The sequence below is a fragment of the Larkinella sp. C7 genome (assembly GCF_006149005.1).
GTDB lineage: Bacteria > Bacteroidota > Bacteroidia > Cytophagales > Spirosomataceae > Larkinella.
Map to the genome: position 1 here is coordinate 109,956 of NZ_VBSL01000008.1, position 16,182 is coordinate 126,137.

Annotated in this window: 14 protein-coding genes; 10 read left to right on the top strand and 4 right to left on the bottom strand. The window is 54.0% G+C overall.

Features of this window, described 5'->3' with window-relative positions; translation table 11 throughout:
- Positions 1-104: 104 nt before the first annotated feature.
- Both FH871_RS20385 and FH871_RS20390 read left to right on the top strand, forming a co-directional pair.
- Positions 105-899, top strand: coding sequence for a sialate O-acetylesterase (locus FH871_RS20385; protein ID WP_138993211.1), 795 nt, complete (start codon positions 105-107; stop codon positions 897-899).
- Positions 900-964: 65 nt separating this feature from the next.
- Positions 965-1,786 carry a PHB depolymerase family esterase gene (locus FH871_RS20390; protein ID WP_229317454.1) on the top strand — a complete coding sequence of 274 codons (822 nt, stop codon included), beginning with the start codon at positions 965-967 and terminating at the stop codon, positions 1,784-1,786.
- A gap of 8 nt (positions 1,787-1,794) precedes the next feature.
- Here the strand turns inward: FH871_RS20390 and FH871_RS20395 are convergent, their stop codons facing one another.
- A complete protein-coding gene (locus FH871_RS20395; protein WP_229317428.1) occupies positions 1,795-2,535 on the bottom strand; it encodes an IclR family transcriptional regulator in 741 nt (246 codons plus the stop codon).
- Positions 2,536-2,588: 53 nt separating this feature from the next.
- Between FH871_RS20395 and FH871_RS20400 the strand changes: the two genes are divergently transcribed.
- From FH871_RS20400 to FH871_RS20410, 3 genes are all read left to right on the top strand, one after another.
- Positions 2,589-3,623, top strand: a complete 1,035-nt coding sequence (locus tag FH871_RS20400; RefSeq protein ID WP_255516939.1) for a bile acid:sodium symporter family protein — start codon at positions 2,589-2,591, stop codon at positions 3,621-3,623.
- A gap of 19 nt (positions 3,624-3,642) precedes the next feature.
- Positions 3,643-5,352 carry an arylsulfatase gene (locus FH871_RS20405; RefSeq protein ID WP_138993213.1) on the top strand — a complete coding sequence of 570 codons (1,710 nt, stop codon included), beginning with the start codon at positions 3,643-3,645 and terminating at the stop codon, positions 5,350-5,352.
- Positions 5,353-5,477: 125 nt separating this feature from the next.
- Positions 5,478-6,149 (top strand): GNAT family N-acetyltransferase, encoded by a 672-nt coding sequence (locus FH871_RS20410; RefSeq protein WP_138993214.1) that lies wholly within the window; start codon positions 5,478-5,480, stop codon positions 6,147-6,149.
- Between the two features lie 135 nt (positions 6,150-6,284).
- Here FH871_RS20410 and FH871_RS20415 read toward each other — a convergent pair whose 3' ends face one another.
- Positions 6,285-6,716: a hypothetical protein gene (locus tag FH871_RS20415; protein WP_138993215.1), complete on the bottom strand. Its 432-nt coding sequence runs from the start codon at positions 6,714-6,716 to the stop codon at positions 6,285-6,287.
- A gap of 269 nt (positions 6,717-6,985) precedes the next feature.
- On the opposite strand from FH871_RS20415, the gene FH871_RS20420 reads away from it, so the two are divergent.
- Both FH871_RS20420 and FH871_RS20425 read left to right on the top strand, forming a co-directional pair.
- Complete coding sequence (locus FH871_RS20420) at positions 6,986-8,023, top strand: SDR family oxidoreductase (protein WP_138993216.1); 1,038 nt, start codon at positions 6,986-6,988, stop codon at positions 8,021-8,023.
- 85 nt (positions 8,024-8,108) lie between these two features.
- On the top strand, positions 8,109-9,179 hold the full coding sequence (locus FH871_RS20425; protein WP_138993217.1) for an alpha/beta hydrolase family protein: 1,071 nt from the start codon (positions 8,109-8,111) through the stop codon (positions 9,177-9,179).
- 124 nt (positions 9,180-9,303) lie between these two features.
- On the opposite strand, the gene FH871_RS20430 is transcribed toward FH871_RS20425, so the two are convergent.
- Both FH871_RS20430 and FH871_RS20435 read right to left on the bottom strand, forming a co-directional pair.
- Entirely contained in the window at positions 9,304-9,537 is a 234-nt protein-coding gene (locus tag FH871_RS20430) for a hypothetical protein (protein ID WP_138993218.1), read from the bottom strand.
- 144 nt (positions 9,538-9,681) lie between these two features.
- Complete coding sequence (locus FH871_RS20435; protein WP_138993219.1) at positions 9,682-10,011, bottom strand: hypothetical protein; 330 nt, start codon at positions 10,009-10,011, stop codon at positions 9,682-9,684.
- A 290-nt stretch (positions 10,012-10,301) separates the two neighbouring features.
- Between FH871_RS20435 and FH871_RS20440 the strand changes: the two genes are divergently transcribed.
- The 3 genes from FH871_RS20440 to FH871_RS20450 all read left to right on the top strand — a co-directional run bounded on the left by FH871_RS20440 (position 10,302) and on the right by FH871_RS20450 (position 16,047).
- A complete protein-coding gene (locus FH871_RS20440) occupies positions 10,302-11,042 on the top strand; it encodes a response regulator (protein ID WP_138993220.1) in 741 nt (246 codons plus the stop codon).
- 30 nt (positions 11,043-11,072) lie between these two features.
- A complete protein-coding gene (locus FH871_RS20445) occupies positions 11,073-14,507 on the top strand; it encodes a PAS domain S-box protein (protein WP_138993221.1) in 3,435 nt (1,144 codons plus the stop codon).
- Positions 14,508-14,760: 253 nt separating this feature from the next.
- On the top strand, positions 14,761-16,047 hold the full coding sequence (locus FH871_RS20450; protein WP_138993222.1) for an Hsp70 family protein: 1,287 nt from the start codon (positions 14,761-14,763) through the stop codon (positions 16,045-16,047).
- Positions 16,048-16,182: the final 135 nt, after the last annotated feature.

A 16,182-nucleotide genomic window follows, 5' to 3' on the forward strand; every position in this document is an offset into this window, starting at 1 on the left:
ACTCCTTACCCTTTCTGTTGTACCGACCTGGAAACAAATGGGCGTTTTAAACGAAAAATACAGTATAACTGGCGCTCCTGTGAGTTTTATCCCAAATTAGCCCCATGAAAACATTCGTCAAAGCCGCGGTTTTCGCGCTGGTTCTCGGTATTGCTCTGGCGTTCAGGCAGGACGCACCGCCCCGTTTGCAGCTTTTCCTCCTCATTGGCCAGTCGAACATGGCGGGTCGGGGAGTTCCCGAAGCCGAAGATCAGCAGCCCAATCCGCACATCTGGATGCTGACCAAAGAGCAAACCTGGGTTCCGGCCCGTGACCCGATGCACTTCGACAAACCGGCAGTGATCGGCGTCGGGCCGGGTCTGGCCTTTGCAAAACGGCTGGCCGAAACCGATCCCCACCTGAACATCGGGCTGGTTCCCTGCGCGGTGGGCGGTTCGGGCATCGATGTCTGGAAACCGGGAGCTTATTACGAACCGACGAAATCCTATCCCTACGACGATGCGATGCGCCGGGCGAAAAAAGCCCTTGAAAATGGGCAACTGGCCGGTATTCTGTGGCATCAGGGCGAATCGGATTCCAAACCGGGCAACACGGCGGTGTATGGCGAAAAACTGGCGGAACTGGTGCAACGGCTGCGGAACGAACTGAACGCACCAACGGTACCGTTTGTCGTTGGAACGCTGGGCGATTTTGTCGTGAAGCGAAATCCGAATGCCGGTCTTATCAACGAAGCCTTGCAACGGGCGACCAAAACCATCCCCCACGCGTACTATGCCGTTGCCACCGGTTTAACGCATAAGGGCGATTCCACGCACTTCGATACGCCTTCGGCCCGAACGCTGGGCCGCCGGTATGCCGACGTTTTTATTCAGCATAAACTCCTGAAAACCAAACCATGAGTATCTTCTTTCCTTCTCCGGTGCAGCGATGGGTAGCCGTTTTCGTTCTTGTTTTAACGGCTGGCATGGCCAAAAGCCAGCTCGTGAGTGATTCCGTGTCGATCGAAGGCCATTCCCGAACCTTCCACTTTCTGAAACCAGCCCGACCGAATGCGACGCTGGTGTTTGTGCTGCACGGTTCGGGCGGAAACGGACAGGGTGTTCGGAATGGCGCGAAGAAACTGGAAGAAATTGCGCCCGCTGAAAACATCCTGCTGGTGTATCCCGACGGTTATAAAAAATACTGGAACGAGTGCCGGAAAACCGCTCAATCGGCGGCCAATCAGGAAAATATCAACGATAATGCTTTTTTTGAGACGATGATCGGGTACTTCCGGAAAAACTACCAGATCGATCCCAAACGCGTTTTTGCGGTCGGCACGTCCGGCGGTGGTCACATGGCCTACAAGCTGGCCTTGACGATGCCCGAACAATTCCGGGCCATCACCGCCCTCATCGCCAACCTGCCCGATACGAACAACCTGGACTGCCCCGAAAAACGGATGGCGGTTCCGGTGCTGATCGTGAACGGAACAGCAGACCAAACGAATCCGTACGAAGGTGGGGAAGTCAAAACCAACGGCATCAGCCTGGGAATGGTGCGGTCGACGGATCGGACGTTTCATTATTGGTCGGAACTGGCCGGTTATGCCCGAAAACCGAAGAAAAGCCGCCTGCCCGATACCGACCCGACCGACGGAAAAACCATTGAGCAATATACGTACAAAGCGAAAGGCAAACCCGAAGTAACCCTGCTGAAAGTGCTGGGCGGCAAGCACGACTACCCCAACGACATCAACGTTTATCTGGAAGCCTGGGCATTTTTCAAGCGGCAACTGGAACTGTAACAGCAGGTTCAACCCGCCAGTCGTTTGTTGATCTGCCCGGCGGCTTCCCGAACGGCATTGATGATGACGGGGATTCGGTTGGGGGTGTAGCGGCTTTCGGGCAGGAACACACTCAGACTGGCAACCACCTGCCCGCCTTTCCACAACGGAACGGCAATGCCGACAATGTGTTTGAGTGAACGGGTAATGACCATTTCCTCCCGGCGAATCGCGTCCAGAGCTGCCAGAAACTGCGCCCGGGTTTCGACGTTCGGCCAGACCGGCGCAGCCGGCAGTCCAATGGCTTCGACCAGGGCGTCGATTTCTTTCAGGGGCAAAAATGCCACCAGAATGCGCCCGGTAGCGGTCGAGTAAATATCCGATTCGGTGCGGCTTCGTACCTGCAAATCCTGATCGCTGTTGGCAATGTGGAGCAAAAACCGCTTGTTGTTTCGCAGAATACCCAGCAGGGACGTTTCGTTCAATTGGGCGGTCAATTCCTCCATGATGTCTTTGGCCGCCAGCACCAGATGTTCGTTATACGCCACATTATCAGTCAGTTGATAAGCCATTGCACCCAGCCGGTAGCCCTTTCTGCGGCCCACATGATCTAAATATTTTTTATCGACCAAAGTCTTTACAATATTTGCACAGGTAGGCTGATTCAGGCCGACAGCCGCAGCCAGTTCCGTCAGAGTCGTGGGGTCATTCTCTTTCTTGGCCACATACTCTAAAATTTCTAACGCGCGGACAACAACCTGAATCATCATGAGAGGGAATTTGGGGCCGTAATTTACGAATAATTCAACCATCCTGACGTGTTGTGAAAAACCGCTCCTTTTCAATTTCCACCCTTCGTTCGGTAGCCGCCCGGGCGGGTTTAGACTGGTTTTTGCTGGCCCTGCTCAGCATGATCGGTCTGGCGTATCTGTGGCCTACACCCGGCATTCAGGAAGGTCCCTTTTCGCTGTCGAATCTGGCCAATCTGGGCGTTTCGGTCATTTTCTTTTTCTACGGCCTGCGACTCAGTGGCGACAAACTCCGGGCGGGGCTCAGCAACTGGCAACTCCACGCGACGATCCATCTGACCACCTTTGTGGTTTTTCCGCTGGTGGTCTGGGCGGCCATGTATCTGTTCGGCACCGACGAAACCCGCCTGCTGTGGCTCGGTGCGTTTTACGTAGCCGCCTTGCCCTCAACGGTTTCGTCGTCGGTGGTGATGGTTTCCATAGCGGGCGGCAACATTCCGGCGGCCATTTTCAACGCCAGCATTTCCAGCCTGATCGGCGTCTTCCTGACGCCCCTCTGGATGGGCCTTTTCCTATCGACCGGTTCGGGTGATTACGATCTGGCGAGTGTCATCGGAAAGCTGGCGTTGCAGGTCATTGCGCCGGTTGTTCTCGGTATTCTGCTCAACCGCTGGCTGGGTGCCTGGGCGGAGCGGCACAAAAAAGCGTTGAGCACCTTCGATAAGATCGTCATCCTGATGATCGTCTACACCTCGTTTTGCGAATCCTTCGAGCGCCGGATGTTTCAGAGTCTGACGGCTTCGGATTTGCTGATTTTAGGAATCTGCATGTTGGGTTTATTTTTCCTGATCTACGGTCTGGTCAATGCCGTCAGCCGCCTGCTCGGTTTCAACCGCGCCGACCGGATCACGGCTTTGTTCTGCGGTTCCAAAAAATCACTGGTTCAGGGCAGCGTGATGGTCACGGTTTTATTTCCGGCCAACGTCGTCGGCATCGCCCTGTTGCCCATCATGATGTACCACGCCCTGCAACTCATTGCCGCCAGTGTGCTGGCCCAGGCCATGGCCCGGCGGGGTGCGGATGTAGCGCAGGTGCCTGCAAAACCCTAAACCGATTCACCCGACCCCGATGAAAAAGAACCTTTTTCCGGCCATCTTCCTCAGCCTGCCGCTTCTGGCAACCACGGTTTTTCTGGCTGCTTTTCACCCGAACCCCCACAGTTTATCCCCTCAAAATCAATCCGATTCCTTCCAAAACAAGCCTGATGCCCGGTCGCCGAAAGCCGCCCCCCGACCCAACATCGTTCTCATCATGGCCGACGACATGGGCTATTCGGATCTGGGTTGCTACGGTTCGGAAATCCCAACCCCCCACCTCGATCAACTGGCGAAACAGGGCGTCCGGTTTACGCAGTTTTATAACACGGCCCGCTGCTGCCCCACCCGCGCAGCGTTGATGACCGGTTTGTTTCAGCACCAGGCCGGCATCGGCCACATGACCAAAGAACCGGGCAATGGCGTTAGTTACGACTACGGCGTCGATGGCTACCGGGGCGAACTCAACCGGAACTGTGTCACGCTGGCGGAAGTGCTCAAATCGGCCGGGTATCATACGTACATGGCCGGAAAGTGGCATTTAGGCTCCAGCACCCCGGATTTGTATCCCCGCCAACGGGGCTTCGACCGGTTTTACGGCCTGCTGTCAGGCGCCAGCAGTTACCTCGACCCGGTTCACCCGCGCGGGATCTGGAACGACAACGAACGGATTGAAAACGTACACCAGCCTTTCTACACCACCGATGCCTTCACCGACCACGCGATCAGCTTTCTGAGCGAACAAAAAGACCGGCAGCCCTTCTTTTTGTACCTGGCTTTCACCTCCCCGCACTGGCCGCTGCACGCCCTTTCGCCGGATATCGAGCGGTTTCGGGGGAAATACCGACAAGGCTGGGACGCTCTCCGCGCGCAACGTTTGCAAAAACAGATTAAAACCGGCCTGGTATCGGCGAAGTGGGGACTTTCGGCGCGGCCCGAAACCTACCCGGCCTGGACTGAGCAGGACACCACCTCGCAGCGGGAAATGGACTATCGCATGGCGGTGTATGCCGCCCAGATTTACCGCATGGATCAGAACATCGGCAAGTTGGTGGATCACCTCAAAAAAACCGGACAACTGGACAATACGCTGCTCGTTTTTCTGTCCGACAATGGCGCCTGCCAGGAAGGCGGTATTCTGGGCGGTGGGAAGCTGGCGGACATCAACGTGCCGACCAAAGCCGGGGCTATTTCCTACGGAGCCGTGTGGGCCAATGCTTCCAACACGCCTTTCAGGGGTTTCAAACACGTTTCCTACGAAGGCGGCATTTCGACGCCCCTCATCGTGCATTATCCGGCCGGTATTCGCCAGAAAGGAAAACTGACGGCTACACCGGGCTATCTGATCGACCTCATGCCGACGTTTATGGAGGTCAGTGGAGCAACGTATCCTACGGAAGCGAAGGGACAGGCCATTCAACCGATCGAGGGAAAAAGCCTGATGCCGGTTTTGACACAGGGGGTTCGCCAGTTGCACGACTACCTGTATTGGGAACACGAAAACCACCGGGCGATCCGGTTTGGAAACTGGAAAGCCGTGGGGATGATTGGCCAGCCCTGGGAGCTGTATGATCTGGAAACCGACCGGACGGAGCGCCGGAACCGGGCTGCCGAAAACCCCGAGCTGGTCAAAAAACTCGATCAGCAGTGGAACGAATGGGCCAACACGCACCGGGTTTTTCCGAAAGGCACGATGAAAGCCGATTTTCGGAAAGAGTGGAATTTCTTCAAAATAGCCAACTGACCCGGCAACCTGGCGATGGGTTGGAAAATATCCCGCTCGGGACCGTCGCTCTTTCGCTGGATTTTCTGCACTTTCGTCGTTATTTTGAAGTCGCATCAAGCGCAGCACCCTTATACGCCCCAATAATGAGAGGAAGTCAACTGGATTTGTACCTGAGCCTGGGTTATTTTCGGATGCATCAGAAGCTGTTTACATGCCGGTATTTGCTTTCCTACGACTCCATTCTGCCCGTTCACTGGCTGCGGTTTACGCTGGCAAAGGTGAATTACGGGAGCAAACAACGCAGTTTGCTGCGACGCAACGAGAAATTCTCGCTAACCGTAAAGCCCTTCGTACTGACGGAAGAAACCGAAGAACTTTTTAGCCTGTATCGTGAAGCCGTCGACTTTGAAGCCCCGGATTCGGTCGAATTCTGGCTGTTTAATGAGGCCATCTATCCCTACAACGTGTTTGATACGTATGCCATCGAAGTGCGGGATGGCGAGCGGTTGATTGCAGTCGGCATTTTCGATAAGGGCGACCACAGCATTGCCGGGATCATGAATTTTTACCACCCCGACTACCGCAAATACAGCCTGGGGAAATACCTGATGCTGCAAAAAATCAACTACGCCCGGCTACAGCACATGCAGTTTTATTACCCCGGTTACATTGTCAGCAATTACCCCAAATTTGATTACAAACTGTTCCCCGGCGAAGCGGCCAGCGAGGTCTACGATGACAACAGCGGGGACTGGCTTCCTTTCTCCTGGGAAACCGTTCACGCCCTGGCGGCCGTGATTCTGGACGAACCGTAACCAGCCGCCCCTGGCCACAAAAAAAAGCGGATTGCTCCGCTTTTTCAGTCAAGAAAGGTGGGTATGTAAACGCTGGGGTTAATGGGAACGAGCTTGCAATGTACAGGACCCGTAAACCAAAAACCGTAAACCGACTTAGTACCGGCGACCGTAATAGCCGCGATCGTTCCGGCGGTATTGTTGTTGGTACGCAAATAATCTTTCGCGTTGGAACGGCGTCAACACCGACATCATTTCCTGATTTTTCCGACGCAGCGTATATTGGTAGGCTTGTGGATCCCGGCGTCGGGCGGCTTCCATTTCGCGGTAATCATACCGGTCTTCGATGCGCTTCAACTCCCGTTCCTGACGACGGGACAGACCGACGATGGCATCCAGGCGGTCAATTTTAATGTCTTCCTGAATATCGTCCCGGCGTTGGTTATCATAGCGGCCGTTGCCGTAGCGATCGTTGTCGTAGCGCGGGTTGGGGGCCGGGTAGCGGTCGTTGTCGTATCCGCGTTGGGCCATAACAGTTCCGGTGGTTAAAAAGGCGAAGGTGACGAGGGTGATGATGGTCGTTTTCATGGTTGGTCGTTTTTATTTGTTGTAATATGCCTCTTAGAGGGGTAACCCCACCCAACGTTTAATGCGGTTTTATTTATTTCTTTCTCCCCCCGCCTTTTATCGACCAATGGCCTGTTTTTGCCGATGAATTCTATTTTTTATCCGATTAATCTTATTTTAACCCCATTACCACCGGTTTCTCAGTGTACTCTTACGCCGGAATACCGCCGGTCAACAACATTCCGCTCCGAAGCGGGTTGAATAAAAAAGGACTGATAGACAAACGAACCATGAGACTATCCAACACCAATAGAATGGGACTGTGGGGATTGGCGGGCATTGGTGTCGCGGTGGCGGCCAAAACGCTGATCGATCAATGGCGAAAAACCGACTTTCGGGGCAAAACCGTTGTCATCACGGGCGGTTCGCGCGGGCTGGGACTGGTGCTGGCGCGGGAATTTGCGCAGGAAGGTGCCAACCTGGCCATTTGCGCCCGCGACCCGGAAGAGCTGGAACGCGCCAAAGCCGACCTCGAACTGAACGGCGGTACGGTTTTTACCTACGCCTGTGACGTCACCGATAAAGCGCAGGTTGGCGCTTTTATTCAGACCGTTCAGCAGGAAGTGGGGCCGGTGGATGTGCTGGTGAACAATGCCGGAACGATTCTGGTGACACCCATCGAACACGCGACGGAAGCGGACTTTCGGGAAGTGATGGAGACCAATTTCTGGGCGGCTTTTCACACCATCAACGCGGTGTTGCCCCAGATGCGCGAACGCCGGTCGGCGGGGGGACGCATCATCAACATCGCGTCGTTCGGCGGAAAAGTGGCCTTCCCGCACCTGCTGCCCTATTCGACCAGTAAATTTGCGTTAGTTGGGTATTCGGAAGGACTCCGAACTGAATTGATCAAGGACGGTATTTATGTAACCACCGTTTGCCCCGGCCTGATGCGAACCGGAAGCCCCCGGAATGCGCTGTTCAAAGGGCAGAACGAAAAAGAATACGCCTGGTTCAAGATCGGCGACTCCCTGCCGGTTTTGTCGAAAAGCGCAGAAGAAAGCGCCCGGCAAATTCTGGAAGCCTGCCGGTATGGCCGCGCCGAACTGATCATTTCACTGCCAGCCAAAGTCGCGGCCGCCGTACACGGGTTGTTTCCGGGGCTGACGGCCGAAGTGCTGTCGGTTATCAATATGCTGCTCCCGGCTCCCGGTGGCATTGGCGAACAACGGGCCAAAGGAAAAGACAGCGAATCGTCCCTGAGCCGCTCGGTTTTCACAACCCGGACCGACGACGCTGCGGAAGCGAACAATCAATATACCTGGTAACTTCTTTTCGGTTGCGTCTTCAGGAATGCTTTGTCTTTGTTCAACTTATCGGTAAGTTGCTGGCAAAAGCATTCCTGAACCGTTCATGAAAACGTCACTGGTTTCCGCCCTTGCAATCCTGTTCGCCGTCTGCATCGCCTTTCCGGCTACCAGCCAGTCGGTTGCCCCCAAAAAAGGCACCGCCGAACGCATCAAAGTACACGGCAAAGGCCTGGAGGGCAACCTTTCCGGCGATTCGCCCGACCGCGATGTGTCGGTTTATCTGCCACCCAGTTACAAAACCGACAAAAACCGCCGGTATCCGGTCTTGTATCTCCTGCACGGTTTTACAGATAATGACGCCCAGTGGTACGGTTTTACCAAACACTGGATCAACCTGCCGGACGTGGTCGACAAAGCGTTTGCCGACCCCGCCGTGCGTGAAATGATTATCGTCACGCCCAATGCGTATACCAAGTTTTTTGGAAGTTTTTACTCCAATTCGGTCACCACCGGCAACTGGGAAGACTACGTAGCGAAAGAACTGGTGGGTTACATCGACAGCCATTACCGGACCATTCCGACTGCCGCCAGCCGCGGGTTAACCGGGCATTCGATGGGCGGTTATGGCACCATGCGGATCGGTCAGAAATACCCGGATATTTTTTCCAGCCTCTACCTGCTGAGTCCCTGCTGTATGAGCGCCAACCTCACCCCAAACCGGAACGAAGCGGCTGCGGGCCGGATGGAAGCCATCAAAAGTATGGAAGAACTGGAGAAAGCCGATTTTGGCACCAAGGCAGCTTTTTCAACGGCTGCGGCCTGGGCTCCTAACCCGACCAAACCGCCTTTTTATCTCGATTTGCCGGTCAAAGACGGACAGCCCCAGCCGGGCATTCTGGCAAAGCTGGCGGCCAACGCCCCGCTATCCGGAATTGACCAGTCGATTTCGAACCTGAAAAAACTGCACGCCATTGCCTTTGATGCCGGCTCGAAAGACGTCAGCATTGCTGCCAACAACAAAGTGCTGGATAGTGTTCTGAATGATTACCAGATCAAGCACACCTACGAAGAATACGAGGGTGACCACATCAACCGGATTGGCGAACGCATCGGTACCAAAGTGTTGCAGTTCTTTTCGGCCAATCTATCGTTCGAGCAACCGAAACGTCGTTAAGGTTCGCCTGATTGGAACACGGATGAATCGGATTGAACGGATTAGCGCAGATTAAAATCCGTTTTTGATCCGTTCAATCCGTCTTCCAATCAGGCGAACCGGAAACCGCTTTGTAGCCCGTTTCTTACTTTTGAGTAGAATCCTTTTTCAGTTCCCGGTAATCCTGACGGGCGGAATCCAGTTCAGCCTGTTCTTCCTGAACTTCGCTGCTGTCTCCTTCCTGCTGAGCCTCAATCACATCTTTGTATTCATCGCCGACTTTCTCAGCTTTATTTTCAGTTTTGGAGTCACAGGCCAACTGCGTGGTGGCCGTGAGCAGGGCCAGCGAAAGCCCCCAGATCCATGGTTTCGTTTTCATACGTTGAAGATTGTTCTTTCGAAAAGAACCACATGCGGGTTGGTTTGTTTGAAAAATCCCGGCGATGGCACCGCGTCACTGGCGTAGCGATGTAATTTTCAGGTCATCGACCGGTTGGCTGCGGCCTGGGATACCGTGATCCGGTCAATGCCGGCGTACCCAGTTTTCCAGGGCTGGCAAGGCGCCTTCAAAACGGTCGGGGCCGCAGATGGCCTCCCCTTTTCCGGCCCGAAGGTCGAGCACCAACTCGCAGGAAACCCAACCCGGATACCGGCGAACCGTCAGTTGAACGACCGAATCACTGAGCCACGTAACCGGCCCGGCACTCCAGACATCGCCCCGCAAGTCGAAAAGCAACAAGTCGTCCGCCACCCGGAAGATGCCCGGCACTTCGACCCAGTGGCTCATTCGAACTTCAAAAACATCGAACCGGATGGCATAAGTCCCCTCGGGCGATAACGATTCGTCTTTCATCGATTCAGGCAAAATCTGCGTGGGTAAAGTAAGGAGATCGAATGATACGGCTTAAAAAGCCATGTTACCATTTATTACAAACAGACACAAAGATGCGGTTAAAAAGTTGGAGAAATGGTACGAAAAACTTATCATTGAATCACTATTCTACGCTTTTTATTCAGAATTTATAAGCCAATCGTTTGATCGTCAAGCGAAATCCTGCCTTTTTCATCCCGGTAGTGCCACGAATGCAAACCTAAAAATTACGATTTCTCTGAGCCCTATTTTGAAATGTAACCCGTTTGAAAATGCCGATTCACGTATTGGTCATCGAAGATGAAGCACAAATCCGGAAAAACTTACAGGAAATGCTGGTCATGCGGGGCTATGAAGTGACAGCCGCTGCCAACGGCCAGGGAGGCATCGCCGAGGCCATTCAGCAGCCCCCGGATGTAATTCTGTGCGATATTATGATGCCGAAACTGGATGGCTACAAGGTTTTGGAATCGATCCGTACCAACCCGAATTTAGCCCATGTTCCGTTTATTTTCCTGACCGCAAAAGCCGATATGGCCGACCTGCGCCGGGGCATGACGCTGGGGGCGGATGACTACCTTGCCAAACCTTTTGGTATGAAAGAACTGGTGGCCGCCATCGAGAGCCGACTCAAACGGCAGCAACAGAAACAGAAAGCTCCCCCGCCGACTCTGTTTATGAAAACCATTCAGGGGCACGATGAACGGGGGCATATGGTGCTCCAAACTGAGGACTGTCTGTATTTTTTCATTCGGAACAAAAAGAATTTTGTACGACACCTGCTGGGCACGTTTCAAATTCATGTCCCATTTGAGAAGTTAGCGACCGAACTGGACCCGAGCCTTTTTTTCAGGGCCAATCGAAACAGCATTATTCATCGGAAAACCGTCCAGAAATACGCATATTGGGAAAATGGCAAATATTGTCTGTTTCTGCTGATCAATGGTCAACCTCTGGAAGCCATCCTGCCCAGAGCGCGGTACAATTCGTTTAAAAAGTGGCTGACCGAATAGCTAACCCGCTCCTCCTAAACCCGGTCTGATGTGGAAAAGCTTTTGCAGTATTGGTTCAATCGTTCGCAGCAGGGTGTTGCCATTCTGGAGCCGATTCGCAATGAACACCGGGCCATAACCGATTTTCGTTGCCGACTGGTCAATACGGCGTTCGCCCAGATAGCCGGGCTATCGGTCGAGGAAATAACCGGAAAAACCGTCAGCGGGTGCTGGCCAACGGCCGATGCCCATTGGCGGCTGGAGCGACTGGTGTCGTTTCTCCAGTCGGGGCATCCTCAGCAACTCGATGAACACTATCAGAATACCAACCTGAACGTTTGGGTTCACATTACCCTCACGCCCATTGAAGACCAGTTTTTAGCTGAAGTTCAGGATATTACGGAGCAAAAAACCGCCGAACTGGAACTCCAGCGACGGCTGTCCATGGAATCCATCATTTCGGCGATTTCGAGTCAGTTCATCACCCTCGACGGCTTTGAACTCGATGCCTGCATCACCGACGCGCTGGAACAGATCAGTCGTTTTAACGGTGCCGACCGGGCCGCGATTTTCCGGTATTCAGACGATCAGCAGCGGGGGAGTTGTTCGCACGAATGGTGCGGACCGGGCATTATGTCCAGCAGCCACCGGTTTCAAAATTTGCCGCGAGCCGTTTTTGCCTGGCTCCACGCCCGGTTAGAAAACCGGCAGGTACTTCAGTTGACCACCGACAAACTGCCTCCCGAGGCAGCAGAAGAAAAAGCCATTTTCGATTCCATTGCCATTCGGTCGATGATTGCGGTCCCCCTGGTTCTGGATGATAAAACACAGGGTTTCATCGGTTTTTACGCCATTGATAAACCCAAAGTCTGGGACGAAAACGATGTTCATTTGCTCCAGACTTTCAGTACCCTCGTCGTAAATGCCCAGCACCGTCAGCACCAGGAGTCGGCCATTCGCCGGGCGAATCAGCGTCTACAGGGTCTTCATACGATCGACCGGGCGCTCCTGAGCCACCAACCGATCGAACAGTCACCCCTGCTGACTGCCCTACACCACATCAATGCACTCGTCCCCTGTGAACGGCTAACCATTTTTCGTTTCCATGAAACCACGGGTCTGGCCGTGGCCGAATACCGGCTGGCCGAAGGCGTGCTGGAGGTAAACCCCGGTCTGGCCTTTTCAAGCCATTTTATCACGAATTTGTTCCAATTGTCGAGCCGCGTTCAGTACCTGCCCGATTTGCAACCTGACGACGACGGTTTTCCGCCGGGACTTGACCTGTATGAACGGGGTTTCCGCTCGCTGGTAATCCTCCCGCTCTACCGCCGTCAGGTATGCATCGGCGCATTCACCCTCGTGTCGACGGTTCCTCATTTTTTCACGGAAGAACACCTGCAGATTGCCCAGGAAGTAGCCAGCCAATTGGCATTTGTGCTGAATCAGCAACTGGCTGATAAAGAACTGAAGCAACAGAACGAACACCTCGAACAGCGGGTGGAAGAACGTACGCGGGAGATCGGGCAGTTGTCGGCCCTGCACCAGGCGGTGCTGCAACACGCCGGTCAGGCCATCGTTTCTACCGACATCAACGGGGTTGTTCAGACGGCGAACCAGGCCGCCGAAAAATTACTGGGCTATCAAAACCATGAACTCATTGGCCGGGTTCCGAAGATCTACCCCGGCCCGCCCGACACCCCCCTCCCCTTTATTACCTACGAGTTGAAAGATTCGGACGGTGTCCCTGCCGATCTCTTTCAGGTGGCCCTGAAAAACAAGGACTACTCATACCAGGAATGCATTGCGGTCGGAAAAGATGGCCGACAGGTACCGATTTTACTCGTCACCACTACCTTAAAAGAGCAGGATGGCACAGTCGTGGGCTACGTGGGCATCTGCACTGATATTTCGGCGCTAAAAGCCGCCGAAACCCAGTTGCGAAACCTCAACCAGCGGCTCCAGTTGGCGACGCAGGCCGCCGGTCAGGGAATTTGGGAGGACGACCTGGTCAATAACCGGTTGATCTGGGATGATCACCTCTGGACGATTTTTGGAATGAAACCAGGCCGGACCGACTGGACTTTTCAGAAATTCATTCAGATGGTCCATCCGGACGATCTGCCTGCTTTTCTGGAAGGAACCCGGCATGGAAAACACCAGAATACCCAAGACGATCGTTTCTCGAACGTCTGCCGGATTATAAAACCGGATGGGGCCATCATGTATCTGGAACAGGACGGGCTGGTGGTCCGGGATCACCAGGGCCATCCGGTCCGGGCCATTGGCATTGCCTGGGACGTTACGGAGCGAAAACTGGCCGAAGAAGCCCTTCGGGAGAGTGAACAGCGGTTTCGGGAAATTGCCGAAAACGTCGATGAGGTTTTCTGGATTCATTCCGTCGAACCATTCCAATTGCTGTACATCAACCCGGCGTACGAACGTGTATTTGGCAGTTCGTCGCCCCACACGGCGTCGTTTCTGAATACCATTCTGGAAGAAGACCGGGCGCTGGTCAAATCCGAATTTAAAAAATACCGGCAGGGCCAGGAAGTGACGCTCCAGTGCCGGGTGCTGGGTACCCACCAGGAAATCTGCTGGCTTCACGTTCGAACCTTCGTCATGAAAGACGACCGGGGCCTTCCGATACGCTACATTGGCATCGTCAATGACATCTCCAGCCAGAAAGAAAAAGAGATCGTGCTGCTGAAATCGCTGGAACGGGAGCAGGAACTGAATCAACTCAAGTCGCAGTTTGTCAGCACGGCCTCGCACGAGTTCCGGACGCCCCTGACCACCATTCAATCCAGCGTCGATCTGGTCCGGCTCTACCTGGACAGTCCGGCAACCACCGCTCAACCCGCCATCCGAAAACATTTGAAGGTCATTGAAAAAGAGGTCGAACGCGTGAGCGAACTGCTCAGCGATCTGCTGACCATCGGTAGCATTGAGGCTGGAAAAGTCAGTTTCAAGCCCCGCTGGGTCGATGTCATCGCAGTCTGCATGGAAATTATTGCCACCCATTTTCGGCAGCGAAGCGATGAGCGGGTTGTCCAGGTGCTGGTCGAGGGAACACCTTATCCGGCGTATCTGGACGAAAAACTGATGAACCATGTGATTGTCAATCTGCTGTCGAATGCTTTTAAATTTTCAAAAGTCGATCCGCACCTGCGCATCCAGTTCAGAAAAGACAGCCTTGTTTTGCAGGTCATCGACCGGGGCATCGGCATACCGGCCAAAGATCTTTCGATGCTGTTCCAGGGCTTCTTCCGGGCCAGCAACACCACCGGCATTCCGGGAACCGGCCTGGGCCTGGTCATCACCCGGCAATTTGTGGAAATACACGGAGGACATCTGGACATTCAGAGCGAAGAAAACAACGGAACAACCGTCACTGTCACCCTGACAAAAGCGCAGAGCGAACCGTCGGCGTCGGCCAGTTTCCCGAAAGTCGCAGAAGTTGCTTTTCCCAGTGCCCCTCACTTTTAACCGTCGTTTTCCATCCGTTGAGCAACGCTGGAAGCACGCCAAAAAAGGTCTGCACGCCAGCCCGGCGGGCTTCCTTTCCGCGACGTAAGCCGTAAACTCGCTTCATAAAAATCATCGTTTGCGGAAATTTTAAAAAGTTTACTCGTACCTTTGCGCCCCTTTATCCAATCACAGCCCTGCTTTCCTGCTTCGTTCAGGCTCTTTTCCTGACGGTGAAAGGCTTTTGCGGGCTACATTTTGAGCTAAATCCGGGATGACAACACTCTCTTGCGGAATCGACTTTGGTACCTCCAACTCCAGCATTGCCCTTGCCAACGATGGCGAAATCAGCCTCGTACCGGTTGAACAGACGCACGTAACCATTCCGAGTGCTATTTTCTTTCAGCGCGCCGACAACAAGGCGTTTTATGGCCGAACCGCGGTCAATCTGTTTTTCGACCGTCAGCAGGGCCGCTTCATGCGGAGTCTGAAACGGGTTTTGGGAACGCCCCTGATGAAACACGGCACCGTGGTGAACGGCACCACCATGAATTTCTCCAGCATCATCGCATCTTTTCTGAAAAAAATGAAGGAAAAAGCGGATGCCGTGGCGGGTCAGGAAATTGAAAATGTGGTGATGGGCCGACCCGTTCATTTTGTCGATCATTCGCCCGAATCGGATGCCCAGGCGCAGGCCGAACTGAAAGAAATTGCATTGCGGATTGGCTTCAAAAACGTCGAATTCCAGTTTGAACCCATCGCGGCCGCCTTTGCCCACGAAGCCCGGCTTACGGGCGAGAAGCTGGCGATTGTAGCCGATCTGGGCGGTGGAACCTCCGATTTTACGGTGATCCGGTTATCCAGTCAATCCGTCCGGAAAACGGATCGTTCGTCGGACATTTTAGCCAACACCGGGGTGCGGGTCGGGGGCAACGATTTTGACAAAGACCTGAGCCTGGCCGCCATCATGCCCGAACTGGGTTACCGGAGCCGCTATGGCGACAAACAACTGGAAGTTCCGCTGAAACCGTTTCACGATCTGGCCGAATGGAGCAAGGTCAACTTCCTCTATACGCCCAAACTCATCATGCAAACCCGGCAGTTGCTGTTTCAGTCGCACGACAAAAAACGGTACAAACGGCTTTTGAGTGTTCTCGAAAACGAAACCGGTCACGCCGTTCTGGCGGCTACCGAAGGTGCCAAAATTGCCCTGACGGACCAGGCCGAATACGCCACACCTTTCGATTTTGTGGAAACGGATTTCGTGATTCCGATCCGGCGGACGCTGTTTGAAACGGCCATTTTGGGCGAAGTTGAAAAAATTGTGGCATCAGCCACGGAATGTTTGCAGAATGCCGGCGTGCGGCAACAGGACATCGACCTGGTCATTCTGACCGGCGGCTCCACCGAAGTACCGCTGATTCAGACCGAATTCAAGCGGCTTTTCCCGAATGCGGCCATTGCCGACGAAAACAAGCTCTCCAGCGTTGGCCTGGGGCTGGCCTACGACAGCCAGAGCAAATTCGGTCGGAATTCAGCCCGCCAAATCGCATCGGTCTAACCCGCAAATTGTAGCAAACCGGGTCGATCGGCCCGCTGCAACAAAACCCGGTTTTTATCGAACGGTCAATAGTAGTCGCTACAGTATCAGGTATTTATCAGAAAAAAATCGGAATTTTGGAGCGTATATCCTCAC